General features: G+C 56.4%; 26 protein-coding genes. 13 read left to right on the top strand and 13 right to left on the bottom strand.

The features are described from left to right. Positions 1-16 precede the first annotated feature (16 nt). Positions 17-397 (top strand): DUF2237 domain-containing protein, encoded by a 381-nt coding sequence (locus tag NZ705_09295; protein MCS7293146.1) that lies wholly within the window; start codon positions 17-19, stop codon positions 395-397. On the opposite strand, the gene NZ705_09300 is transcribed toward NZ705_09295, so the two are convergent. Genes NZ705_09300 through NZ705_09310 form a run of 3 tightly spaced genes read right to left on the bottom strand, consistent with a single transcriptional unit; the run spans position 375 to position 2351 of the window. After that, the gene (locus tag NZ705_09300; protein ID MCS7293147.1) at positions 375-917 is read right to left on the bottom strand and encodes a DUF3611 family protein; all 543 of its coding nucleotides are present in this window, start codon (positions 915-917) and stop codon (positions 375-377) included. The two genes, NZ705_09295 and NZ705_09300, sit on opposite strands and share 23 nt — an antisense overlap. Then, on the bottom strand, positions 901-1188 hold the full coding sequence (locus NZ705_09305) for a YggT family protein (GenBank protein ID MCS7293148.1): 288 nt from the start codon (positions 1186-1188) through the stop codon (positions 901-903). Before NZ705_09305 ends, NZ705_09300 begins: the two co-directional genes overlap by 17 nt. 17 nt (positions 1189-1205) lie before the next feature. Then, positions 1206-2351, bottom strand: a complete 1146-nt coding sequence (locus NZ705_09310) for an FAD-binding oxidoreductase (protein MCS7293149.1) — start codon at positions 2349-2351, stop codon at positions 1206-1208. A gap of 331 nt (positions 2352-2682) precedes the next feature. Between NZ705_09310 and NZ705_09315 the strand changes: the two genes are divergently transcribed. Further along, positions 2683-2883, top strand: a complete 201-nt coding sequence (locus tag NZ705_09315) for a DUF2811 domain-containing protein (GenBank protein MCS7293150.1) — start codon at positions 2683-2685, stop codon at positions 2881-2883. Between the two features lie 41 nt (positions 2884-2924). Further along, the gene (locus NZ705_09320; protein MCS7293151.1) at positions 2925-3800 is read left to right on the top strand and encodes a hypothetical protein; all 876 of its coding nucleotides are present in this window, start codon (positions 2925-2927) and stop codon (positions 3798-3800) included. Here NZ705_09320 and NZ705_09325 read toward each other — a convergent pair. The 3 genes from NZ705_09325 to rpsF form a co-directional block, all read right to left on the bottom strand. Beyond that, a complete protein-coding gene (locus NZ705_09325) occupies positions 3797-4033 on the bottom strand; it encodes a 2TM domain-containing protein (GenBank protein MCS7293152.1) in 237 nt (78 codons plus the stop codon). The genes NZ705_09320 and NZ705_09325 overlap by 4 nt on opposite strands. Beyond that, entirely contained in the window at positions 4033-4677 is a 645-nt protein-coding gene (locus NZ705_09330; protein MCS7293153.1) for a hypothetical protein, read from the bottom strand. The genes NZ705_09325 and NZ705_09330 overlap by 1 nt, the downstream gene beginning before the upstream one ends. A 74-nt stretch (positions 4678-4751) precedes the next feature. Continuing rightward, on the bottom strand, positions 4752-5093 hold the full coding sequence (gene rpsF, locus NZ705_09335; GenBank protein MCS7293154.1) for a 30S ribosomal protein S6: 342 nt from the start codon (positions 5091-5093) through the stop codon (positions 4752-4754). A gap of 69 nt (positions 5094-5162) precedes the next feature. On the opposite strand from rpsF, the gene NZ705_09340 reads away from it, so the two are divergent. Further along, positions 5163-5930, top strand: a complete 768-nt coding sequence (locus tag NZ705_09340; GenBank protein ID MCS7293155.1) for a fumarylacetoacetate hydrolase family protein — start codon at positions 5163-5165, stop codon at positions 5928-5930. Between the two features lie 848 nt (positions 5931-6778). Here NZ705_09340 and NZ705_09345 read toward each other — a convergent pair. After that, on the bottom strand, positions 6779-8338 hold the full coding sequence (locus NZ705_09345) for a deoxyribodipyrimidine photo-lyase (GenBank protein ID MCS7293156.1): 1560 nt from the start codon (positions 8336-8338) through the stop codon (positions 6779-6781). A gap of 57 nt (positions 8339-8395) precedes the next feature. On the opposite strand from NZ705_09345, the gene murQ reads away from it, so the two are divergent. Genes murQ through NZ705_09360 form a run of 3 tightly spaced genes read left to right on the top strand, consistent with a single transcriptional unit; the run spans position 8396 to position 11036 of the window. Beyond that, the gene (gene murQ, locus NZ705_09350; protein ID MCS7293157.1) at positions 8396-9322 is read left to right on the top strand and encodes an N-acetylmuramic acid 6-phosphate etherase; all 927 of its coding nucleotides are present in this window, start codon (positions 8396-8398) and stop codon (positions 9320-9322) included. Then, entirely contained in the window at positions 9288-10421 is a 1134-nt protein-coding gene (locus NZ705_09355) for an anhydro-N-acetylmuramic acid kinase (protein ID MCS7293158.1), read from the top strand. The genes murQ and NZ705_09355 overlap by 35 nt, the downstream gene beginning before the upstream one ends. 3 nt (positions 10422-10424) lie before the next feature. Continuing rightward, the gene (locus tag NZ705_09360) at positions 10425-11036 is read left to right on the top strand and encodes a pseudouridine synthase (GenBank protein MCS7293159.1); all 612 of its coding nucleotides are present in this window, start codon (positions 10425-10427) and stop codon (positions 11034-11036) included. On the opposite strand, the gene lpxD is transcribed toward NZ705_09360, so the two are convergent. Beyond that, the gene (gene lpxD, locus NZ705_09365; GenBank protein MCS7293160.1) at positions 10989-12008 is read right to left on the bottom strand and encodes a UDP-3-O-(3-hydroxymyristoyl)glucosamine N-acyltransferase; all 1020 of its coding nucleotides are present in this window, start codon (positions 12006-12008) and stop codon (positions 10989-10991) included. The two genes, NZ705_09360 and lpxD, sit on opposite strands and share 48 nt — an antisense overlap. 18 nt (positions 12009-12026) lie before the next feature. After that, on the bottom strand, positions 12027-13775 hold the full coding sequence (locus NZ705_09370) for an ARC6/PARC6 family protein (GenBank protein MCS7293161.1): 1749 nt from the start codon (positions 13773-13775) through the stop codon (positions 12027-12029). Between the two features lie 257 nt (positions 13776-14032). Between NZ705_09370 and NZ705_09375 the strand changes: the two genes are divergently transcribed. The 5 genes from NZ705_09375 (at position 14033) to NZ705_09395 (ending at position 18143) form a co-directional block, all read left to right on the top strand. Continuing rightward, positions 14033-14209 carry a DUF4278 domain-containing protein gene (locus NZ705_09375; GenBank protein MCS7293162.1) on the top strand — a complete coding sequence of 59 codons (177 nt, stop codon included), beginning with the start codon at positions 14033-14035 and terminating at the stop codon, positions 14207-14209. Between the two features lie 54 nt (positions 14210-14263). Next, entirely contained in the window at positions 14264-15040 is a 777-nt protein-coding gene (locus NZ705_09380; protein MCS7293163.1) for an SIMPL domain-containing protein, read from the top strand. Next, a complete protein-coding gene (locus tag NZ705_09385) occupies positions 15040-15774 on the top strand; it encodes a TIGR00297 family protein (GenBank protein ID MCS7293164.1) in 735 nt (244 codons plus the stop codon). Before NZ705_09380 ends, NZ705_09385 begins: the two co-directional genes overlap by 1 nt. Positions 15775-16340: 566 nt before the next feature. After that, on the top strand, positions 16341-17723 hold the full coding sequence (locus NZ705_09390; protein ID MCS7293165.1) for an NAD-dependent succinate-semialdehyde dehydrogenase: 1383 nt from the start codon (positions 16341-16343) through the stop codon (positions 17721-17723). A 240-nt stretch (positions 17724-17963) separates the two neighbouring features. Further along, complete coding sequence (locus NZ705_09395; GenBank protein ID MCS7293166.1) at positions 17964-18143, top strand: hypothetical protein; 180 nt, start codon at positions 17964-17966, stop codon at positions 18141-18143. Between the two features lie 83 nt (positions 18144-18226). On the opposite strand, the gene NZ705_09400 is transcribed toward NZ705_09395, so the two are convergent. From NZ705_09400 to NZ705_09415, 4 genes are all read right to left on the bottom strand, one after another. Next, positions 18227-19018: a sigma-70 family RNA polymerase sigma factor gene (locus NZ705_09400; protein ID MCS7293167.1), complete on the bottom strand. Its 792-nt coding sequence runs from the start codon at positions 19016-19018 to the stop codon at positions 18227-18229. A 126-nt stretch (positions 19019-19144) separates the two neighbouring features. Next, on the bottom strand, positions 19145-19996 hold the full coding sequence (locus NZ705_09405; protein MCS7293168.1) for a photosystem II manganese-stabilizing polypeptide: 852 nt from the start codon (positions 19994-19996) through the stop codon (positions 19145-19147). Between the two features lie 38 nt (positions 19997-20034). Continuing rightward, positions 20035-20808: a serine protease gene (locus NZ705_09410; GenBank protein ID MCS7293169.1), complete on the bottom strand. Its 774-nt coding sequence runs from the start codon at positions 20806-20808 to the stop codon at positions 20035-20037. Further along, positions 20805-21320, bottom strand: coding sequence for a COP23 domain-containing protein (locus tag NZ705_09415; protein MCS7293170.1), 516 nt, complete (start codon positions 21318-21320; stop codon positions 20805-20807). The genes NZ705_09410 and NZ705_09415 overlap by 4 nt, the downstream gene beginning before the upstream one ends. 153 nt (positions 21321-21473) lie before the next feature. Here NZ705_09415 and NZ705_09420 point away from each other — a divergent pair. After that, a partial coding sequence (locus NZ705_09420) for a hypothetical protein (protein MCS7293171.1) occupies positions 21474-22185 on the top strand: 712 nt, incomplete at its 3' end.

Genomic DNA, 22185 nt, shown 5'->3' on the forward strand with positions numbered 1-22185 from the left:
ATTGGGACGTTGACCGATGCCGCACGCGCTGAATGTATTGGGGAAGCCGCTAGAAGTTTGCTGTCGCTCGCCCCTGACAGGCTTCTATCGCACGGGTTACTGTGAAACGGGGCCAGATGATCTAGGTGTGCATACGGTTTGTGCTCAAGTCACCCAGGCGTTTTTGGAATTTACGCTCAAGCAGGGCAACGACTTGATAACTCCGAACCCCCTGTACAACTTTCCTGGCCTGAAACCGGGTGACCGCTGGTGCCTGTGCGCCAGTCGCTGGGAAGAAGCCCGTCGCGCGGGTGTGGCTCCCCCGATTATCCTGGCGGCGACCCATCAAAAAACCCTGGAGATCATCCCGCTGGAAATCCTGCAGGAGTACAGCCTTAGCTCGCCTCTGTCCGGGTGATTTGCCACAGGGGCCACAGGCTGGTCAACAAGGCCCCAAAGTGTGCGGCAATTGTATTGAGCAACCCCTGCACCACCAAAATATCCATCGCATCCACCGGTTGAGTCGCCAGGGCAATGGTTCCCTGGGGGACGAGCAATGCCTTAGCAAACAAACTCCCCACCACGACAAACGTGCCTAGCAGCGTTGCCAGCATTCCCATTAGGGAGATGCCCATTTCCATACACAGCCGGTTGAAAACCTCGTTCTTGCGGGGGCGTTCTTCCCACTCTGCATCGGCCAAGCGACGCGCCATCTGTACACTCTGGTACTTTGACCAAGTGCCCAACGCTAGGGTTGCAATCCCCAGCAATCCCAAAAACAGTCCCAGTCCACTCTGCAACCTGACCCGCCGCTGCAGCAGGGCAAACAGCAGAATCAGCAGTGCCACGACCCCCAGCACCACCTGCACCCAAAACCCGACCCAACTGGCCCGTTTCAGGGTGTAGGCCGCCTGCAACCGCTTAGAACCCGACGACACCGCTGGCTACCACAGAACTCAAGGCAACCACAATCACTTGCAGCACTAAAAAAGCCAGAATCGGCGAAAAATCAATTCCCCCCAAAGGCGGCAGAATAGCGCGAAAGATATTCAGATAGGGGTCGGTCAACTGGCTGAGCGTCATCCAGGGCTGGTTGTACCAATTGATGGTGGGAAACCAACTCAGCAACACCCGCAAAATCAACAACACAAAGTAGATATTGATAAAACTAATCACGCCTTGCACCAGCAAAACCAGCGTGCTGGACATGACTGAACCCCTGAAACTCACTCGCTCTTATCATACTCCCACAACCAGCGCCCCGGATTGAGCCGATGGTCAGGGTCGAGTGCCTGCTTTACCCGTCGCATCAGGGTCAAACTCTCTGGCCGTACATCCCAGCGCTCTGGCACCGGCGGTCCAGCCAGCACACTGACATAGCCATAAGGACGCACAAACGCCCGCAGCTTATCGACCAACTCGGGCACATTCGCTGGCGCTGGCGTACACACCACCCGGCCAAGGCCCACCCCGCTATGGATTTGCACCCAGGCCTGGGGAAGCAACTGCTGGATATATTCCGCCAGGGCAACCGTTTGTGTGGGTAGCACCCCGACTTTGAGCAACAGGTGCGATGAACTCGCTGGCAGGCTCAGCAGGCGGCTGATGTGCATCCCTGTTTCCGGGTCCATTTCCGTTGCTGTGGCATCCCCCCACACCGCTTGCAAGCGGGCGATTTGTTCCGCCACTGCGGTTGTTGTTCCCCGCACCTCAACCCACAAACTCAACCGCGCCGGATAGCCCAACTGTTCCACCAGCGCTGCTGACAAAACATCCACCGCCGTTGGTTGGACAGGGGCATCCAGGATGCGCTGGCGTAACGCCGCTACTGCTTCTCCCTGCACTAGAAAACAGCGCGTCTCCGGCGGCAATGGGTACAACCGTAAGCTGGCTTGGGTAATGATCCCCAACGTCCCCCAGGAACCCGTCAGCAATTTCATCAGGTCGTAGCCCGCCACGTTTTTCACCACCTGGCCGCCCGCTTTGACCAACACCCCATCAGGCCGCACCCATTGCACTCCCAGGAGTAAATCCCGCACACCCCCATAGCGCTGGCGTCCTGGTCCCGCATCCGCCGTAGCAATGATGCCCCCCACCGTGGCTTGGTCGGGATACAGGGGCTGCACCGGCCACCACTGGTTTTGCTCAACCAGCAGCGCCTGCAAATCGGCCCATTTCATCCCCGCTTCGACCGTTGCCACCAAATCCGCCACTGCATAGTTGACCACCCGATTTAAGGCGGCTGTACAAACGACCAATCCCTGTCCTGCTCCACCCCAATGGGCCTTGCTGTTTTGTCCCTGGATTTGCAACGGTTGCGTTCCGGTCTGCCGCACAAATGCCGCTAATTCTGCCGCTGTCGCCGGTTGCATCGTTCCCCAAATTGTGATGATTCTTCACATTCTGACCAAGTTATCCCCAGCTTCGGGCGAGTTATCCCCAACTTATCCACAGGTTGCCCCTACTTATCCACAGCCCCCCACGTCATTATCCCCCTTTTCGCCCCCGCTTGTGGATAACTTTGACTGTAAAGGAATGTAACAAAAATCGGCCTGAAACCCCGTGTTTTCGTTGGACGTAAAGAAATGTTGCGAAACAGGCGAGATGGACGAATTTGACAGCTTGACCGGATTTCGGCTGAAATAAGCACAGAGCGGTGGGGAGTGCTTGCAAATTTTCTTAACGCAAAAGGGTATGGTGGTGATGGGTAGTCGGGTGGTGGTCCAGGCAGAGATTCCGGTGGAGTTGCACGAGAGTTTGCAGGGGTATTTAGCGACGCATCCTGACTGGGATATTCATCGCGTCTGCAGCGCGGCATTGTCTTTGTTTTTGTTGCAGAATGCGGACACGGACCGGCGGGTGGCGCGGGTGTATCTGGATGCGCTATTTCGTGTGCCGCGCTAGGCGGGGTATAACTGGAGTAAAAGCACCAAAGTGGAGAGCAGATGTTGCGATTTCTGGTCCTGTCGCCAGGTGATGCTACCGAGCAGTTGTGGTTATTCCCGACGTATCGCAGCCTAAGTCAGGCCCCGGCCCAGGTGGATGTCGTGGTCGCACCAACGGTGGTTCCCCTGTACGAGCTTTGCCCTTGGGTGACGCGGGTGCATACCTACGACTACGGCGCTCGCAACAGTTTGACAGAATGGGTGAACTTGCTGGGGACGGTGCGGGACGGTTATTACGATGCGGCGATTTTGACCCGGCCCAGCGGCAGCTTGAGCTTCCTGCTGTGGTTGAGCGGGGTGCGCGAGCGGGTGGGATTTGCCGGTCCTGGCCAACGCTGGCTGACCCAAGTGATTCCCCCCAAACCGGAGCAATACCCACCAGAGTACTACCACGACTTGGTCAGGGGGGTGGGGTTGCAAATGCCCTGTGAACCCCTGGCGGTGCAAATCCCAGCAGCAGCTGTGACCTGGGCGGAAACCCAACAACAGCAGTTGGGCTTGCAGGGGGGCTATGTGTTGCTGGTTCCCGATGACGCCTATCCCCATTGGGAACCAATCGCTGCTCAACTCCAGCAACAACAGCCCGATTTACCGGTAGCGGCACTAGGGCGGGGACTTGCGGATATCCTGACGCTGACGCCGAGTAACTGGGCGCAAGAAGCAGCTTTGTTAGCCAGTGCAACGCTGGTCGTAGTCAGCGAAGCCCAGATGCTACGCATGCAATTGACGGTGGCGGTGCAAACTCCCCTAGTGGCCTTGCTGTCGCAGCCAACGCGCCGGCGCTTTCTCCCGACATCCGAACTCTGTATTCCCTTGCAGGCGGCGCAACTGGCAGACATCACACCGACGCAAGTGCTCCAAGCCCTAGGGAGTTAAACCTCGTAGCGGGCGACGCGGAGCACATACCAGGCGTGACTGAGCAATCCCAGTCCCCATAGTCCTGTCACCCAAGGCAAGCGCGGCCAAGCGCCTGTCAGTTCATGGACAAACCACAGTCCAGAATTGACAGCGGCAAACAGGGCAACGTGCACTGCGAGATTCATCCGGTCGGCTAAACGGCGATAGGCGGGATCTTTCGGGTCAGGACGGCGCGGCCAGCGAGGGGGCATCAGGATGCAGCTCGCGAAACGGTTTGCAGCGGGGGAAACTTGGGCAGGTCAATGCTGGGAGCGGGTTCTCGTCTAACCGCCCCTTGCATCAAGGCACCATAACGCTGGAGTTCGCTTTGCAGTCGCCGGTTTTCCTCCTGCAGGCGACTGAGCTGTTCTTTGACCGGAGCTAGACGCGCGTTGAACCGCCGCCGGTAGAGTTCGGGCAAATCCCGCAGGATGGTTTCCAAGTTTTGATTGCGTTCCCGCAGGGCCTGGAGCGACTCGTGCATCTCCACAAGCTCTTGCTCCCGCTGCTGCAGGTACTGCTGGCACTGGTGTAACTCGGCCTGCAAGGTTTGGACCTGGGCTTGCAACGCAATGACGGTCGCCGCGTCCACTTGCCGCTCCTGCTTCAGGCGTTGAAACAACTCCCCCGACAGTTGCCGAATCAAATACTCATACTGGCGGACTTGGGCCTTGAGACGTTGCAATTCCTTCGCTTGGGCTACCAGCGTCTGCTCTAGCGCCTGTTGCTTATCTCGCTCCGGCACTAACCGTTGGAACAACTCCTGGGACAGTTGGTGAATTAACCGATGGCATTGCTCCAGCCGTTGTCGCAAGAGCGCAACTTCTTCCTCCAGCACCTGACCGGATACCGCCATGGTCGCCTCACCCAAGCCGCACAACCTGGCCTTAGTCTAGCACCAGGGGAAGAGCTTTGTCATGCCAATTGGGGTCACTCAGCTGTTGCCGCAGTTGCGGCTTCCTTCTTCTGAGGCGGCCGTTGCGCGATGGTGAGAAACCGGATGACATCCTCACTCAGGCGCATCGCCCGTTCAAAGGCCGCTACTGTATCGTTGCGACCGTAGTAGTTCACCTGCACGTAAATGCCGTCGGAAAACTTGCGAATCGGGTAAGCCAACCGCCGCCGCCCCCGGTTGAGAATTTGAATCTCTTCGCCGCCCAGTTCGCTCAGGATATTTTTGTACTTCTCAATCGCCTGCTGCGTCTGTTCATCCCCCAAATCTGGGCGCAGGATGTACATCGTCTCGTAGTAGGGTTTACGGCTGACCGGCATAGCCACGCGAAGGACTCCCGATAAATAGGACAATATACAATCATAACGAAATTCATTCAGGAGTCATCTATGCTGGGATGGGTGCGGGTGCAGGTGGGTGAGCGGGTAGTCTATGGTCAGCGGGATGACCAGGGCTATGTGCAGGTGTGGCGGGGTGCGCCGTGGCATCAGGGTCAAGCGACGGACGAATGGTTGAGTCCCGACACTTACCGGCTATTGGCACCAACAGTGCCCAGCAAGGTCATTGCGGTTGGTCGGAATTACCGAGACCACGCTGCGGAGATGCAGGCTCCCGTACCGCAGGAACCCGTGATTTTCCTTAAACCGCCCACTGCTGTTATAGGGCCAGAGGACGACATCTGCTACCCCCCCATGAGCCAGCGGGTGGATTACGAAGGGGAACTGGCTTTGGTGATCGGGCAACGGGCCCGTGGTTTAACCCTAGAGCAAGCAGAGAGCGCCATTTGGGGATACACCATTGCCAATGACGTAACGGCGCGGGATTTGCAGAAACAGGACGGGCAATGGACGCGCAGTAAAGGCTTTGATACGTTTTGTCCGCTTGGCCCCCAGATTGTGCAGGAATTGCCAGACGGGGCTTGGTTAGAAACCCGTCTCAACGGGGAAAAACGCCAAGCTGCTTCGCTGCAGGATATGGTGTTCAAACCGGCATTTTTGGTGAGTTTTATTAGTCACGTTATGACGCTTCTACCCGGCGATGTGATTTTAACCGGTACACCGGCGGGAATTGGGCCGATGCAACCCGGTGATGAAGTGAGTATTACAATTACAGGAATCGGGACATTGACGAATCGGGTGGTACTCGCATCGGGGTAGTCCTTTTCTTGTAATGGTTAGCATAGGGGTAGTTGGATTTGGATGGAGCCATAAGTACAATTACTTGCCCCCGTTACCAGTTTCAAAATATTGTGAAGTACGGTTGTATCCATAATGGAAAACAGCCATCGGCAATTTACGCCTGAAGCTAAGAAAAAAATACATTTCTGAAGCGCAAAGGCAACTTGTTAGAGCAACTTTCAATCACCACCATCTCGCGGGTGACTGGAATTTCACAATCTTGGCTGTATAAACATGTAAAGCAAAAGGCAATTTATACGTCAGAAATGATGAATATTCAGCTCCGCAACGATGAAGAGATACGGCTAAGCCGCTTCAGTTTGTCAGAGAGATGAGAGCAAAACCAAGGGCGGGGTTGCGCCCTGCGACTCCAAGACATGAAAAGCACAGATAGCTCAGCTATAGAACTAGAATGTGATGAGATGCAGTCATTTTGCGGCTCAAAAAGCATCTCCAATGACTCTGGCTAGCTCTAGAGAGAAAGACTCATATGATTGTAGCGGCCTGTGTAGGAGACAGAAGCATAGAGACAGCAGAAAAGTAATAACAGAGAGTGCCGATTATTTGGCGAAAACAAGCAAAATTTTATACTGGTTTTTAGTCAGTTTATCAGAAGGAGATTCCGAACTCTGAACACGAAGCCAGTGCCAAAGGGAGTGGTAGGACGTCCTTGATTGAGCGCTTCAACAACACTCTTAGACAGCGAGTTAGTCGCTTGGCTAGGGGAACTCTGTCCTTTTACATTGGCGTTACATCCACTATAATGCATCATTACTTACATAGCACTACCGCGATATTCTACCGTTTCTCACAGCGTGTCACTCCCGCTACTTTAGCTCATCGCCCAAATCTAACGACAGTTGCTGCACACCAGCGGCCTGTTCATAGTACTTTTTCCAGCGCCGGTGATAGCGTTTGATAGCCTCTTGAGTCCACTGCGCCCGTTGTAACTCTAGGCCACCTTCGGAGTGAAGTCGCTGACGGATGCGCTCACGGATTTGTTGAATAATCAGCCCATTTTGTTGTCGAGTTTCAGACCAATCCAACATGGGCGGGGGGTAGTTAGCAACCGTCACCTTGCCCCAATCTTCTGGTCGAATGGCACGTAACTCCGGCACCCAGTAGTGAATAAATTGCCAGTTTTCATCCCGTTCACGGGCATTGCGCTCAGGGTTATAGATGCGAAAACTGGGCGATAGAGGATTGGTAATTCCTGCTTGACTTTGCCATTGCCAGTGGTCAATCGCCAAGTCCCCATCAATCAAAAACTGCATATAGTGCCGCGCTCCATGGTGCCAAGAAATTCCACAATTGATGGTTAGAAATGTGGCACACATGGCTCGCATTCGGAAATTCATCCACCCCATGTGCCGCAACTGCCGCATACTGGCATCTACCAAAGGGAAGCCGGTCAACCCCTGTTGCCAGCGCCAGAATAATTCCCGCTTTTCCGGCGGTAGGGGTTCGTCAGTGTAGTAATCATCAAATTCAGGGTAGAGATTTTGATGCACCAAGTGGGGATTATCGTATAAACGTTGACTTGCTGAATCGCGCCAGCGTAATCGGTCCCGAAACGCTCTCAGAGATAAAACCGCTCGGTGATGATCTGGATAGGCACAACGTTTTTGCTGCACTGCTTGATAGACTTGTCGGCTACTAATGGTGCCAAAGGTTAGATGGGGCGAGAGATGAGATGTACTCCCCTGCTGGGCTAACCAAGGACGAGAAAGTTTCCAATGATAACCCTGGAAACGATACTCTAAAAAGGATGTCAGCGTGGCTTGCGCCTGAGATTCTCCCCCTTTGAACCAGGGGTTTGGAGCGCAGTTTAAGTTAAAGGTTTGGGGAACGTCTGCTAAAGTGATTTGGGGTGTTTTGAAGGTAAGCGGCGGCGTTTCTAAACGTTCAGGGGTTGGATACAATGGTTGATTTTGATAGTCATAGTATTTCTCCAACCAATCATCCCCACGACCGTTGGGGTCCAGGAAAAAGTTGGTGCATTCGGTAACCCGTAAATTATTTTCCCGATAGAATTGGGTGACGGCTTGATCCCGCTCTAAACCATAGGTCACTTGAATATCACGGCTGAAGAATAGATGGGGCACATAATTCTGGGCAAGTAGTTCCCGAGTTAGTTGCTGAATAATATAAAAACTATGACCATGAAAAACATACAATTGACTACCCCGTTTCTGGAGTTGTTGATCTAAATCAGCGAGAGATTCCAACAAAAATTGTACGCGGTGGGCACTGATTTCTGGTTGCTGGTAAAACCAGGGATCAATGATGAAAAAGGGGAGCATGATACCTTGGCTTCCCCGCCAGACAATCTCGTTATCCCGCAAGCGCAAATCTCGACGAAACCAGACCAAGTTGATCGGCCGCATGGACAAGCAGGTGACCGTCCACCTTTATCATAGAAATTACGGTGTGCGTATGGCTGCATGAAAGAGCGGGGGCACTTGTTGACCGAGCAGTGCTATCCAGGGAGCGCTAACCTGGACCAATGTTCTTTGGAAGAAATCCTACGTATCATTAACCAGGCGGACCAGCAGGTGCCTTTGGTGGTGGGGCAAGCCATTCCGGCAATCACCCGTGCCGCAGAAATCATCTGGCAACAGTTAGCCCAGGGACATCGCTTGTTTTACCTGGGAGCCGGCACCAGCGGGCGTTTAGGCGTCTTAGATGCAGCAGAATGCCCCCCCACGTTTTCGACAGACCCGGAAATGGTGCAGGGGATTATTGCTGGCGGCGAAAAGGCTTTACAACAGGCCATAGAAGGCGCAGAAGACGACAGCGAACAGGCTATTTGCGATTTGCAACAGCGGGGATTTCAAAAAGGAGATGTACTGTGTGGAATTGCTGCAGGTTCAACCACGCCTTATGTGCTAGCTGGATTAAAATATGCCCATGATTTAGGTAGTCCCACCATCTTTATTACTTGTAACCCAGAAGGAGCACAACTTGTCACAGTCGATCAGGTCATTGTTTTGCCGGTAGGGCCGGAAGTGCTCACAGGTTCGACGCGCATGAAAGCAGGAACAGCGACTAAATTGGTGCTCAATATGCTAAGTACAGCAGTGATGGTGAAACTAGGCAAAGTCTATGGAAATTTAATGGTGGATTTGCGGGCAACCAATCAAAAGTTATGGGACAGGGGAACTCGCTTTGTCCAGTATTTAACGGGATTGGAACGCGAAGCAGCCTATCAACTGCTGGTGCAAGCTCAAGGCCAGGTGAAAACAGCAGTGGTGATGCACCATCGGGGTGTGAGTTTTGAGCAAGCACAACAATTACTGACGGCAGCGCAAGGGTATTTACGGCGGGTGATTGGGGATGTGGCGATTGACGGAGGTACAACGACTAAATAAACGCATCGTAGCCGGTTTAATGTCAGGGACTTCGATGGATGGGATTGATGTGTGTTTGTGCGAGATTCAAACGCATCCCTGGCAATGTCGCTGGCTAGCTGGGCGCACGATTCCTTACCCCGAGTCCCTGCGTTTTTCCCTACTCCAATCCCCCGTGACGCTCGCCCAAATTGCCCAATGGCACCGCCAGATTGGGGAAGCTTTTGCTGACGCCTTAGCACAAGTGTTGATGGATTTTCCCACCGAATTGCATTTAATTGGCAGTCATGGTCAAACGGTTTATCACGCGCATCAACGAATGACTTTACAACTGGGAGAAGCAGCATTTTTAGCGGCACGATTTGGCTGTCCTGTGGTGTCGGATTTTCGCATCCATGATGTGGCAGTAGGTGGGTGCGGCGCGCCGCTAGTTCCCTATGTGGACGCTCGTTTATTTGCTCAAGTCAAACATCCGTTATTGGCCTTAAATTTGGGGGGAATTGCCAATTTCACACTAGTGGTAGATGGTCAAGCTATTACAGCGTTTGATTGCGGTCCGGCCAATATGGTGCTGGATGAATTGGCGGCCCTGTTTACGCGGGGAAAGGTTCGAGTGGATTGGAATGGCGATTGGGCGCGGCAAGGTCAAGTGCGCTCAGAATGGTTGGATTATCTCATGGGGCATCCATTTATTACGCAACCGCCACCCAAATCGGCTGGCAGGGAACAATTTGGGCCAGTTTTTGTGCAGGAGTTGATAAACCATACGAATCCTGGTTCACCCCAATCTTGGTACGACCTATTTGCGACGGTCACTCACTTTACAGCGGCTGTGGTTTTCTATCACTATCAGACTTGGATTCGACCGCATCACGAAATTGGTGAATTAGTAGTTAGTGGCGGCGGTGTTCATAACCCTGTTCTGATGCAGGAGTTAAAACAACTATTTGCGCCCATTCCAGTTTACAGCAGCGCTCGTTACGGGATTGACCCAGATAGTAAAGAAGCCCTGGCGTTTGCTATCTTGGCTTCCGAACGGATTGATGGTCGCTCGACGAATATCCCCGCCGTGACTGGTGCAAAACGCCCTGTCTTACTCGGCAAAATTACAGAACTATAAACGATGAAGTATCGGTATTTGTTATTCAACAAACCCTATCGGGTACTGTGCCAGTTTCAGGACGACCAGGGGCGGGTTACGCTCAAGGATTTTATCCCCGTCCCTGATGTCTATCCGGCGGGGCGGCTGGATTACGACAGCGAGGGGTTGTTGTTACTCACGAATGATGGTCGTTTACAGCATCGGCTCACAGACCCCCGCTACGGTCACCCGCGCACCTACTGGGTGCAAGTTGAAGGCATCCCGACGCCTGATGCCCTAGAACAACTGCGCCAAGGGGTGGTCATCCAGGGCTACCGTACGCGTCCGGCGGAAGTGGCGCTGCTCCCAGACGAACCCAAACTTCCACCGCGCTGTCCGCCGATTCGCTTTCGGCGTTCTATTCCCACCGCGTGGCTGCAGATGACTTTGCGCGAGGGACGCAATCGCCAGGTGCGGCGGATGACGGCGGCGGTGGGGCATCCCACCTTGCGCTTGGTGCGGGTGGCCATTGGGCCGTTAACCCTGGGCGACTTGGCTCCGGGTGGCTGGCGGATGCTCACGCCTCTGGAAGTCACCTCTCTGCGCTCATGCCTGTCGCCGCAGTTGTCGCCAGGTGTAATACATCTCCGGTAGCCGCTGCACAATGACCATTGCCTTGCGCCACAGGGACAGGGGCATGGCTGGGTAACCCGCTACAACAGCACCCGCCGGCACGTCCTGGTGTAAACCGCTTTTGGCCGCCGCTTGCGCTCGCGCCCCGACCCGTATTTGATTGGCAACGCCCACCTGCCCGCCGAGAACCACACCATCCTCGAGCACGACACCCCCGGCAAGACCCACCTGGGCTGCTAGGGCACAACCCGCCCCTAGACGGCAGCCGTGACCGATGTGGATGAGATTGTCTAGCTTACTGCCACGCCCGATGCGGGTTTCGCCAACTGCTGGCCGGTCAATGCAGGTATTGGCGCCGATTTCCACTTCGGCTTCCACAACGACGCGACCCGACTGGGGCATTTTCACCCAGCCCTCCGGCGTTGGCACAAATCCAAAGCCGTCACTGCCCAGGACTGCACCGCTGTGAATCACGCAATCTGGCCCAATCTCCGTTCGCTCATAAATCGTACAGTTAGCGTACAAAATACTGCGTGCGCCTATGCGAGCCTGGGGTCCCACGACAACGCCAGGGCCGATTTGCACCTCCTCCTCCAGCACCGCTTCAGCCTGGATCACGGCATAGGGACCCACGCGGGCACTGGGGGCCACCTGAGCGGTCGGGTCAATGACGGCGGTGGGATGAATCCCAGGGGGCAAGGTCGCTGGTTGGTAAAAACAGCGCAGGGCTAGGGCAAACGCCAGCCGCGGGTCGGGTACGGCCACCCACGCTAAGCCCCGTGCGATCGCTGCCGCCTGCAATTCAGTGTCTAAGGGCAAAATTACCGCTGTTGCCTGGGTTTGTTGGAGTTGGGGCAACCAGCGGCGGTCTTCGGCGAAGGTCAGTTCGCCGGGCTTGGCGTCCGCGAGGCTAGCTACACCGGTCAAGGTGGGATTGCCGCCGCCATGGGCACCCTTGGGCAAGCGGCTGAGCAGCTCATAAAAAGTCAGCATGGTTTGTATCTTAGCGGCTCAGGGCAGCAGGGAAATTCTGCGGATGCGCCAACCCTGAGAAGATTTGACCAGCTCGTAACGGGCTTGGTAGGTGCTACTGCCCAGGTCCTGCTCCTGAACTTTGACATGGTCCTCAATGCGGGCCTCGACCACCATCTCATCCGGCTTCAGCATCTGCATCCGCACGATTTCCAGGCGTTTGAGGGTATGGGTTTCGGCAACGCCCTCCGCTTGGAGCTGCCGCGCTCGGGCCTGCCACTGGCTCAACGCCGGTTCCACAAGGATCGTCCTCAACCGGTCAATGGCGTGCTGTTCCCCCAGCGCTTGGGCCTTCACCGTTTGCCAGGTGGTCAAGGTTTGCAGGGCCGCCGCCCGTGGGTCTACCGGCGGGGTTATGACTGGACTTGGACTCGGACGCGGCAAGGGAACCGGCGGTCGCTCTAGGGTAACCAGCAATAGGGGTTGCCGAGGCCAGCGTAGCCACCACCCTACTCCTACCGCCGTGACCACCGCAACGACACCCGTGAGCACCCAGCTATAGGGTTGAGAACGTCGCCGCAGCCGCCCTGGGGTCGCCGGAACCGCCCCTGGCGTGGGAGTCGGCACGTCTGGAGTTTGCCAGCGGTCTAACCACGCCACCACCTGGGGGTCCTCAAAGTAACGTTGGATACTCAAGTCGGCGGCGGTCACTTGGCGCGCAAAGGGAAGCAATTCGCGCTGGAGCCAGTGTTGGGCATAACGGTACAGCGCCACCAGTTCATCGGGTGCGGTGCGGCGTAGGTCCTGCACCTGGGCCTCCACGCTGGCGCTGGTGAGGTAGTGGCTCCAAAACTCCAAGGCTGTCTCGGTTTGCCCCAATAGCAACGTGGTCACCGCCAGTTCCAGGGGCACCGGCTGGGTGCGATGCAAAAACCGAAACCACCCTTCTGCTTCGCCAATCCGCTGCGGTTGACGCTGCAGGACGCCCAACCCGAGAGCAGCCTGGGCCGCCAGGTAGGCCCCGACGGCGGACGGTCGCCGCGCTTCTCGACCAAAGTATTCGTACTGTTCAGCCAAGGTCATGTAGGGCCGCAACTGCTGGAGAAACCGCAACCCTTCTTCGACGCTTAATCCTGCCGCTGTATCCCCCGTACCCTCAATGCCCCCGCGCGCGTCCAACATTTGCTGCAACAGCGTTAACCCCGCCTGACGCCCTAGCTGGTCCTCCAGGGGCAACGCCACCAGCTCCAGAATCCGGTAGGGTCGCAACCGGGCCAAGTCCACCTGCAATTCCTGCAATAGGTGAGGGAACAACCCGCCAGTGCTCTGCAATAGCGCCAGCCCCTGCTCTAGGTAAAGCCCGGCGCGCTGATAGTTCTGCTGCTGCCACTGCTCGCGCCCCAGCTCCAGATACGCCAGCACCATCGTCAGCACCGTATCCCCGTAGACGCTAGGGGGAATCCCATTGTGGCAAGCCGCCTGGCCGGTTTTGAGAATTTGCTCGTACTCCCCCCACTCCAACCACAGGGCCAAAGCGCCCGGCAAGTCTTCCCCCTCCACCCATATCACCGGTGGGGTGGGCGTCTCTGTATTGTCCGCAGGTTGATCGGCGGTTGTCCTTGTCGCTACTATGAGCTGATACGCCTGCTCGATTAACCGGCGCCGAGCCGTGACCGCTACAGGGGAGTAGTCCGAACGTAAACTCGTCTTGAGCCGCTGGGCGACCAAGGGACCAAGGAGTTCCACTGCCGTCTGCGCCGGCACCCCTAACACTCGATAACAATCCAATGCAACTCGTACCACCGCCCGTGCGCACGCGTGCCTGACCCCAGGTCGTTCCCTACCCACGACTTTAGAGCAGGTTCCCACTTTTCAGCAAGCCCCGCCGCTTCACAAAAATTCACCTAAATGGTCCACTCCCACCCCGCCCTAAATCACATTTTCCCAAAATAAACAGTATAATTAGATACAGAAAGGCCCAGGGAAAATTCCATGCAGGGAAAATTCTCGGCCTAGGTGTCCTGTTGGAAGGGAGGGCAGTCGCGATGCAATACCATTTTCATGGTGCGGTGTATGAGCATGACCCCTCGGTAGTGCCGGTGATGGAGGGGGACATCGGGGGCAAGTACCGGGGTGCGACCTGGAAAACCCATGTGGTGCGGGTACCGCTACCGCAACGGACGGCGCGACAATTGCGTTACCGGGGTGTTGCGTACTCGTAGGTTTGGCGCGTGAAGTTTTCCTGAACCCTCGGTCAACGACTGAGGGTTTATTTTATGCTGGGAGCAATTCCCCAGGGGTTGACCATGAATCTCAAAGAGCGGGTGACCCAGGTGCCCCAGGTGCTGGTGGGGCTGGTGTCCCTATCGCTGGCGTTGGTCATTAGCAGCGCCATTGCCGCGGATGCGGTGCGGGGGTTGCAGCGGGGTAATCAAGTGATTCGAGTGACGGGTTCAGCACGGCGGGCGATCACCTCCGACTACATCATCTGGTCATTTCGGGTAGAGAGTCAGGACGCTTCGTTGCAAAGGGCCTATCGCCAGGTCACCGGTTACACCGAGCGCATCCGGCGGTTTTTGCAACAGCAGGCCGTGCCAGCGAACGAAATTGTATTTGCGGCCCTGGAAAATATCCCCCTGCAGGAGAACATCAACGGGCGGGAGACGGGGCGCATCCTGGCCTACCGGCTGGTTCAGCGGGTGAAGGTGAGTTCGGCCGAGGTGGATAAAATCGCGGCGCTGGTGAATCAAGCCAATAACCTGATCAACGAAGGCGTTCCCCTGATTTCCGACCCGCCCCAGTACATCTACAGGGACCTGGCAAAGTTGCGGGTGGAGATGGTAGCGGAAGCCGTGCGCGACGCCCAAGCCCGCGCCCAGAGTATCGCCCAGGCCACCGGCAGCCGCGTAGGACGGGTGCGCAACGTAGATACAGGGGTGTTTCAAATTACGTCGCGCTATTCCACCGACGTGAGCGACTACGGGATTTACGACACATCCTCGAAGGAAAAGGACATTACGGCGGTGGTCTCGGTGAGTTTCAGCTTGGACTGATGCAGTGGACGCATCCGTGGATACAGGCGGTGGTCCTGAACACGGTGCTGCTGGCGCCCCTGCTGGTCTTACCGCCGACGCTGCTGACCCGCTGGGGAGCTTTACACGCCTGGTTCTTGGGCGTTTTGCTGTGGGGGACCCTGGGGTGGCGCGGCTACCTAGTAGTGCTGGTGTATTTCGCCGTGGGGTCGGCGGCAACCAAGCTGGGCTATCGTGTCAAGGCCGCCGCCGGCATTGCGGAAAAACGCGGGGGCGCGCGGGGACCGGAAAACGTCTGGGGTTCAGCGGCGGTAGGAGCGCTCTGCGCTGTGGCAACAGTGGGATGGCCCAATGGGCGAGACCTGTGGCTGCTGGGTTTCGTGGGGAGTTTTGCCGCCAAGCTCAACGATACGGTGGCCAGCGAGATCGGCAAAGCCTACGGGCGCACCACCATCCTGCTCACGACGCTGCAACCTGTGCCCAAGGGGACAGAAGGGGCTGTGAGTTTGGAGGGAACCCTGGCTGGAGTCGCGGCGGGGTTTGTCATGGCCCTCGTCGGCTACGGCGTGGGTCTGGTGCCACCGCTGGGAATTGGCATCTGCACGCTGGCGGCGGTGGTGGCCAACCTGGTGGAAAGTTGGGTCGGGGCGACTTGGCAAACCCGCTATCCTTGGTTGACCAACGAGTGGGTAAATGTGCTCAACACGCTGGTGGCGGCATTGCTGAGCATTGGCATGGGTCTGGCCTTTGGTTAGCCGTTGGGTAATAGGGTTACCCTGGGGAACAATGATTCATCCCACGGCAAAGGCTAGAGCCACTGGATTGTACGACAGGGCAAGGGCAATGTGCGGAGGGCCTTATTACTCTACGATGCAGCGATTGCCCTGGACCCGAGCAATCCCGTGTATTTCAACCATCGGGTAGGCGATACATCAGTATGAACAGATTGCTAGCGAGTTTCCCCAATATGGAAAGGTCTTTCTGTCTGAAATAAGCAATTATCCGTCGGCTGTTGCCGCTTACAAGAAGTTCTTGATGGCCTTCCGAGAAGGGAAATTTGTTTTTAATCCCATCGTAGGAGGCATCGGCCAAGCCGTACCAGGAAATGATTTGCTTGAAACGGCATTTTTTTATCCACCTCTCAACAAAAGCTGGCAACCCAGGCCTTTCAGGAGGCGACCCTGTTACTACAGGAGCTAAACGATGACCCCTCACTTGACTGAAGCGCTACCAAACGCTTTTGCCATTACACCTGCTTAAAAAAGTGTGTTGTCCGAGAGACTGCTGGTGTATAGTGAAATCCAGATGGGGAACTCCAGCCGTGGCAATTGCGAGCATCAATCCCTACGACGGTGCCGTATTACAGACGTTTAGCCCCTTAACCGACGCGGAACTGGAAACCAAACTCACCCTGGCCGTAGAGGGCTTTGCTGTGTATCGCCGCTGGTCCCTAACCGAACGGGCGGCTGGATTGTACCGTCTGGCTGATGCTTTGACCCAGGGACGAGAACAGTGGGCGCGGTTGATGACTCTGGAAATGGGCAAACCCATTCAAGCGGCGCTCGCCGAAGTGGACAAATGCGCCTGGGTTTGCCGCTACTACGCTGAGCAGGGGGCGATATTTTTGCAAGACCAAGCGGGGCCGTTGGAACGCCTACCCGATGGCACCGTTGCCCAAACTTGGATTCGCCGCCAACCCCTGGGGCCACTCCTGGCGGTCATGCCTTGGAATTTCCCCTTCTGGCAGGTCTTTCGCTGCCTGGCGCCAGCCCTGATGGCGGGCAATGTCCTCCTGCTCAAGCACGCCTCCAACGTTCCCCAGTGCGCCCTGGCGATTGAACAGTTGGTGAGCCAAGCCGGTTTTCCTCCTGGCGTCCTGCAGACCTTGCTGATTCCAGCCGAGCGCGTGGCTGCGCTGGTGGTTGACCCCCGCATCAAAGCCGCCACCTTGACGGGCAGTGAACCCGCCGGCATGGCCCTGGCAACCGCTGCTGGGCGCGCCTTGAAAAAGACGGTGTTGGAGCTAGGAGGGAGTGACCCATTTATTGTGCTGCCAAGCGCCGACCTAGACGCTGCATTGGCCACTGCTGTCACTGCTCGCTTAATCAACAACGGCCAGTCCTGTATCGCCGCCAAACGCCTGATTCTCCACGCGGCGATCGCACCCACCTTTTTGCCCCGTCTCGTGGAACGGATGCAGGCGGTGAAGATGGGCGACCCCATGGACCCCACCACCGAACTGGGGCCGCTGGCCACCCGTGCCCTGCGGGACGAACTCCATCGCCAGGTCACCCAGATGGTCGAGGCGGGCGCCAAGTGCTGGTGTGGCGGTCAGATTCCCCCTGGTCCTGGCTGGTTCTACCCGCCTACTGTTCTAAGCGACCTACCCCCAAGTGCCCGTGACATCGAATTTTTTGGCCCTGTGTTCCTGGTGTACGTGGTGCCCGACCTGGATACCGCCCTCCAAGTCGCCAACGATTCCCCCTTTGGATTGGGTGCCAGCGCCTGGACGCGCGACCCCCAGGAACAGGCCCGCCTGCTCGATGAGCTGGAGTGCGGTTCGGTCTTCATCAACGGCCTGGTCAAATCGGACCCGCGTTTACCGTTTGGCGGCGTCAAACACTCTGGTTACGGTCGGGAACTGGGGGAATTTGGTCTCCTAGAGTTTGTCAACCTCAAAACCCTCTGGGTCAAATACGCCTGAGAACGACCGTTAAAAAATATGACAAAAACGACCGGTCAACACCGGCAATTGTTCCCCCTCAGCGGCTAATTTTAGGTACAAATGCTCAAAACAAACATTTTCGCCTTGCGATTTCGTTACAAAAACCGGTTTGGCATTGATAACAGGTCAAAATTTTTTAGAAAACTTTATCCCCCAAATGAAAAAGGGGATGATACCCTTAATTTCACAGTTCACTAGGTGCGAACGGGAGGTGTGTTTATGGTTGGCAAAACGGTGCAAGTCAAACCGGGAACTCGCAATCACAAGGGATTTTTCGTCGAGGAAGTGCCCTACACGTTGGTGAATATCAATCCGGCGGGTTGGGCTGTGATTTGTATTGATGATGCCATCTGTCACTTTGTGGACCCTGACGACCTGGAAATCGCTGAAGCTAGCTAAACAAGGCGACTGGCAAGCGTTGCTGAAAACCAGTGAGACCCTGGCCTGAAAAACCAGGGTTTTCTATGATCTCTGGACGCCCGTCACCCGCCTTCTGCCAACAATTCCTGTAGCCGTTTCAACCCCTTTTTCAAGTGGCGCGAGACCGTCACCACACTCACCTTGAGACAGTCTGCCACCTCCTTTTGGGTGAATTCGTGAAAGAAGATAAATTCGAGAATTTGGCGGGTGCGGCTCTCAAGCTGGGCAAGACATTGTTCGAGACGAATCCGGTCTTCCTGGGCCAGTTGAAAACTCCGGTATTCTGGGTCACACACCTGCTCCCCCAAGGACAAGGGCCGACCGTCCTCGTCCCCCACCCGCATATCCAGGCTCAGCAGGGATTGGTTGCGCCAGGCCAGTTGGGCCTCTTGCCACTCCTCGGGAGTAATGCCCAGTTGCTGGGTCAACTCTGCGACGGTTGGTTCCCGTCCCTGCACCTGCCGCCACTGTTCCACCACCTGCATCGCCCGTTGCTGCAACTCCGCCCAGCGCCTCGGCAACCGCAACAGGGGGCTTTGGTCGCGCAAGTAGTGCTGGATAGCTCCCCGTACGTAGGGGATTGCAAAACTACTAAAGGCCACCCCCCGTTCCACATCAAAGCGCTCAATCGCTTGAATTAGCCCCAACACACCCACCTGTACCAGGTCTTCATGGGGTTCTTGGCACCACTGACGATAGCGATAGGCTTCCCGTCTCACTAGACCCATGTTGGCCTGCACCAGGCGATTCCGGAGTTCAACCGACCGCGTGGCTCGGTAGGCCTTCAACCACGCAAGGGATTGACTCCTAGAGGTATCATCCTGTTCCGATGCCGTCGGAGCTGTGGAGGGCATGGCCGTTGGCTACTGAGGTTAATGGGTTGTGAATCGAAACCTGCCTACCGTCCCCAGCCTACCAAACGGTTGGGTTCCAGGCAACAGTGTTTCTACGGAGAGGACAACCGGCCTCCGGGAAAACCCTTAGGCTACGGGGCGGACACGGGCGTAGAATACCCCGCGAATCTTGACGTCATGGGGTTCGTGGGCGCCAAATTCCGTATCGGACGGTTGCTCGCTCTCGAACGTCCCGGCGATTTCTCCAGTCGAACTATCCACCTGGGCCACCTGCAGCGAGAGATGCCCTTGCGCAACTTCGGCTACCTTCACGTTGGCCTTAGCATATTGGGGGCTATCTCCTTGGGCTGGCAACCCCACTGCGACATCATAGCCTGAGGCCAACCCCCGCCCTCTGGGGTCCAAAAACAGCGCCGAGCGGTAAGGCGGGACTTTGAAGGTACCCTCAAAGTCGGTGGAGGTGTTAATCGCCGTGGCCCCCGGTTGACTTTGGGCCACCAATTCCTTGATCGTAAACAGGAAGGGCACCCGTTCGCCCCCCGGCAACTGCACCGTAATCGGCTGGAAATCGAACCCGTCTTTTTCCTTGAGGGTCAACACCCCGTCGGGACTCACCTGCAACTCGGCCTCCACCGCATCAATCGACGTAGCCGACCGAGTCAAGAGCTTGGCCGGCACAAAGGTCGGTTCCTTGCGCTTGGTCGTCGGCTCTTCTTTCACAAAAAAGCTAGTAGGTTCCAAGCACAAATCTGTCACCTGGTAGGTCTTGTTCGGTTCTAACGTCAGCGACCCCCGCGCAAACTCACTCAACTGGGGGCACTTATTGGCCAAACCTGTGCCCTTGATTTGGTCATAGGTCAAGCTTTTGAGCTGCTCGTAGGTCAACCCTTCGGTCGTAGTGCCCACCGCCGTGGAACACGCCGAAAGCAGGGCAAAGCAGCACATCAGCAGTACAGCCAGCAATCCACGATACCCCATAGCCAACCTCCACAACACGAGCGTCGTGGCCTTTTATTCTACCGTGAAAGGGAGCCGTTCAGATGGGTTGGGCAGGCGGGGGTTAATTCGGCTACCCACAGCCAGAGAGCGGTCACGGGAATTCCCCAGCTCAAGTCCGCCAGTTGCAGGCGCACCTGGGGCGGTGGAATTTCCCCGCTGGCGTAGCGATAAAGGTCGCCCCATAGGGGTTGATGCATGCCGTTGAGGGCCACCACGTGTCCCTGCTGGTTCAACACTGGGCCGCCGCTCATACCCTTGTAAATCTCGTTGGTGTAACCCAGGCGGTATCCCCCTTCCAACGGTTGGGGCAGGAGCATCCGCACTTGGCCAGTGGTGACCACCAAGCCAGGGTCAGGTTGGGTCTCCGTCGGGAAAGGAAACCCAGCGGCCCATACCGGCTCACCGACCTGAGGTAAACGGGGATTTAGACAGGCCAGGTCATAGGTTTCAGAGCTGGTGAATTCCAAGATGGCCGCATCAATGGCCGCTGACAACCAGGAACGGATGCGGGCGAGATACCGTTGACCATCCGGGGTGCGGACGTGGTAGCGATTGGCGCGGCGGTCGCTGTCCAGCACGTGTTGATTGGTAACCAGGACATAGGTCTGACCTCGCCGCGCGAGCAATACTCCTGAACCCCAGCTTTGGCCGACTTGCACCTGGACGGTGATACGGCGGGCCAGGCGAGTTAGGTTATCCGGCAAGGACGATGAAACCTGCCGTTGCCATTGCCAGAGTCCCCAGACCAGCAACAGCGCTAACCCACCTATCCAAAGGTAACGAGCCTTCAAGGGGTTGGTTCACTACCTTCCGCTTCCTGAAGAAATTCGTTGAAGTCCACGTAGGGACGGGCAGTGGTTTCATTGAGCGGCCCCGAGGCGCGAGTGCGGATATTGAACAATTGGTTAATGACCCGCGTTGGATTGGTGCCCGGTTTCAGGGTAAACAACAAGCCAGCGCACGGCCCGCCATGACTGCGAGCCACGCAGATAACATTTTGGCCGTTCATCCGCCCGGTGGTGATAAAGCTCAAACTACCGTCGTCGTAGTAGGCCTGGAAACGCCGGGAAACTTCCTGGCAACGCCGCTCATTGGAGTAGCCACTTTCGGCAAATGCATCTGATGTCCAGCGGATGATGGGCACCACCCGGTTTCCTGAGCGGACGAGGGTGGCTGGCGCTCCCTGACTGGTGCCGCAGTAGAAGGTGATGCGTTTGGGACTGGCCTGAGCGGGATGAAGGAGCGTGCCCAGCCACAGCATCCCGACCATGACTCCCTTGCCCCAAGAACCTAGACCCTCCATAGGTTTCACTCCCCTGACCGACCTTGCTTGCCCCTATTCTAAACCGGACCACAGGCCGCGTCGCCCTGTCCCACAACCAGGCTGGATTTGATAAGATTCTCCAAGTTTCTTTAGATTTTTAGGATGAAGTTGTTGTGAGGCTTCGCTGTCGGCATGACCACCCTACCCCCACTTCCCCAGGACCAAGTGGATTTACTCGTGCGCAACCAGCACCACGACCCGTTTGCTGTACTCGGCCCCCATCCCGTCGAAGTGGACGGCCAGACCCAGTGGCACATCCGCGCCTATCTCCCCCATGCCCAGGCGGCCTGGGTGCTATGCCCGACGCTGCGCCAAGAATTCCCCATGACCACACGGCAGGACCCCCATCTGTTTGAGTGCCTGTTGCCCTTTCGCGAATTGCCCAACTACCAACTGCGGGTCATCGAAGGGGGACACGAGCGGGTGTTTTACGACCCCTACAGTTTCAAAACGCCGAAATTAACCGATTTTGACCTGCATTTATTTGGGGAAGGGAATCACCACCGCATTTACGAAAAATTAGGGAGTCACATCACTGAAATTGATGGCGTGAAGGGGGTGTATTTCGCGGTCTGGGCACCCAACGCTCGCAATGTGTCGGTGATTGGCGATTTTAATAACTGGGACGGGCGGCTGCACCAGATGCGCAAAGGCCACACCGGCGTGTGGGAATTGTTTATTCCCGGACTGGGCGAAGGCACCAAATATAAATACGAAATCAAAAATTGGGAAGGGCATATTTACGAAAAATCAGACCCTTACAGTTTTTGCCAGGAAGTGCGCCCCAAGACCGCGTCGATTGTCACGAACTTGGACACCTACGAATGGGGCGACCAGGAATGGA

Source organism: Gloeomargarita sp. SKYB120, from assembly GCA_025062155.1.
Lineage (GTDB): Bacteria > Cyanobacteriota > Cyanobacteriia > Gloeomargaritales > Gloeomargaritaceae > Gloeomargarita.

Coding starts and splice junctions, on each gene's coding strand:
- NZ705_09295 (MCS7293146.1), top strand. CDS start 17: ATGCCGCACGCGCTGAATGTATTGGGGAAGCCGCTAGAAGTTTGCTGT.
- NZ705_09305 (MCS7293148.1), bottom strand. CDS start 1,188: ATGTCCAGCACGCTGGTTTTGCTGGTGCAAGGCGTGATTAGTTTTATC.
- NZ705_09310 (MCS7293149.1), bottom strand. CDS start 2,351: ATGCAACCGGCGACAGCGGCAGAATTAGCGGCATTTGTGCGGCAGACC.
- NZ705_09315 (MCS7293150.1), top strand. CDS start 2,683: ATGGGTAGTCGGGTGGTGGTCCAGGCAGAGATTCCGGTGGAGTTGCAC.
- NZ705_09320 (MCS7293151.1), top strand. CDS start 2,925: ATGTTGCGATTTCTGGTCCTGTCGCCAGGTGATGCTACCGAGCAGTTG.
- NZ705_09325 (MCS7293152.1), bottom strand. CDS start 4,033: ATGCCCCCTCGCTGGCCGCGCCGTCCTGACCCGAAAGATCCCGCCTAT.
- NZ705_09330 (MCS7293153.1), bottom strand. CDS start 4,677: ATGGCGGTATCCGGTCAGGTGCTGGAGGAAGAAGTTGCGCTCTTGCGA.
- rpsF (MCS7293154.1), bottom strand. CDS start 5,093: ATGCCGGTCAGCCGTAAACCCTACTACGAGACGATGTACATCCTGCGC.
- NZ705_09340 (MCS7293155.1), top strand. CDS start 5,163: ATGCTGGGATGGGTGCGGGTGCAGGTGGGTGAGCGGGTAGTCTATGGT.
- NZ705_09345 (MCS7293156.1), bottom strand. CDS start 8,338: ATGCGGCCGATCAACTTGGTCTGGTTTCGTCGAGATTTGCGCTTGCGG.
- murQ (MCS7293157.1), top strand. CDS start 8,396: ATGAAAGAGCGGGGGCACTTGTTGACCGAGCAGTGCTATCCAGGGAGC.
- NZ705_09355 (MCS7293158.1), top strand. CDS start 9,288: ATGTGGCGATTGACGGAGGTACAACGACTAAATAAACGCATCGTAGCC.
- NZ705_09360 (MCS7293159.1), top strand. CDS start 10,425: ATGAAGTATCGGTATTTGTTATTCAACAAACCCTATCGGGTACTGTGC.
- lpxD (MCS7293160.1), bottom strand. CDS start 12,008: ATGCTGACTTTTTATGAGCTGCTCAGCCGCTTGCCCAAGGGTGCCCAT.
- NZ705_09375 (MCS7293162.1), top strand. CDS start 14,033: ATGCAATACCATTTTCATGGTGCGGTGTATGAGCATGACCCCTCGGTA.
- NZ705_09380 (MCS7293163.1), top strand. CDS start 14,264: ATGCTGGGAGCAATTCCCCAGGGGTTGACCATGAATCTCAAAGAGCGG.
- NZ705_09385 (MCS7293164.1), top strand. CDS start 15,040: ATGCAGTGGACGCATCCGTGGATACAGGCGGTGGTCCTGAACACGGTG.
- NZ705_09395 (MCS7293166.1), top strand. CDS start 17,964: ATGGTTGGCAAAACGGTGCAAGTCAAACCGGGAACTCGCAATCACAAG.
- NZ705_09400 (MCS7293167.1), bottom strand. CDS start 19,018: ATGCCCTCCACAGCTCCGACGGCATCGGAACAGGATGATACCTCTAGG.
- NZ705_09405 (MCS7293168.1), bottom strand. CDS start 19,996: ATGGGGTATCGTGGATTGCTGGCTGTACTGCTGATGTGCTGCTTTGCC.
- NZ705_09415 (MCS7293170.1), bottom strand. CDS start 21,320: ATGGAGGGTCTAGGTTCTTGGGGCAAGGGAGTCATGGTCGGGATGCTG.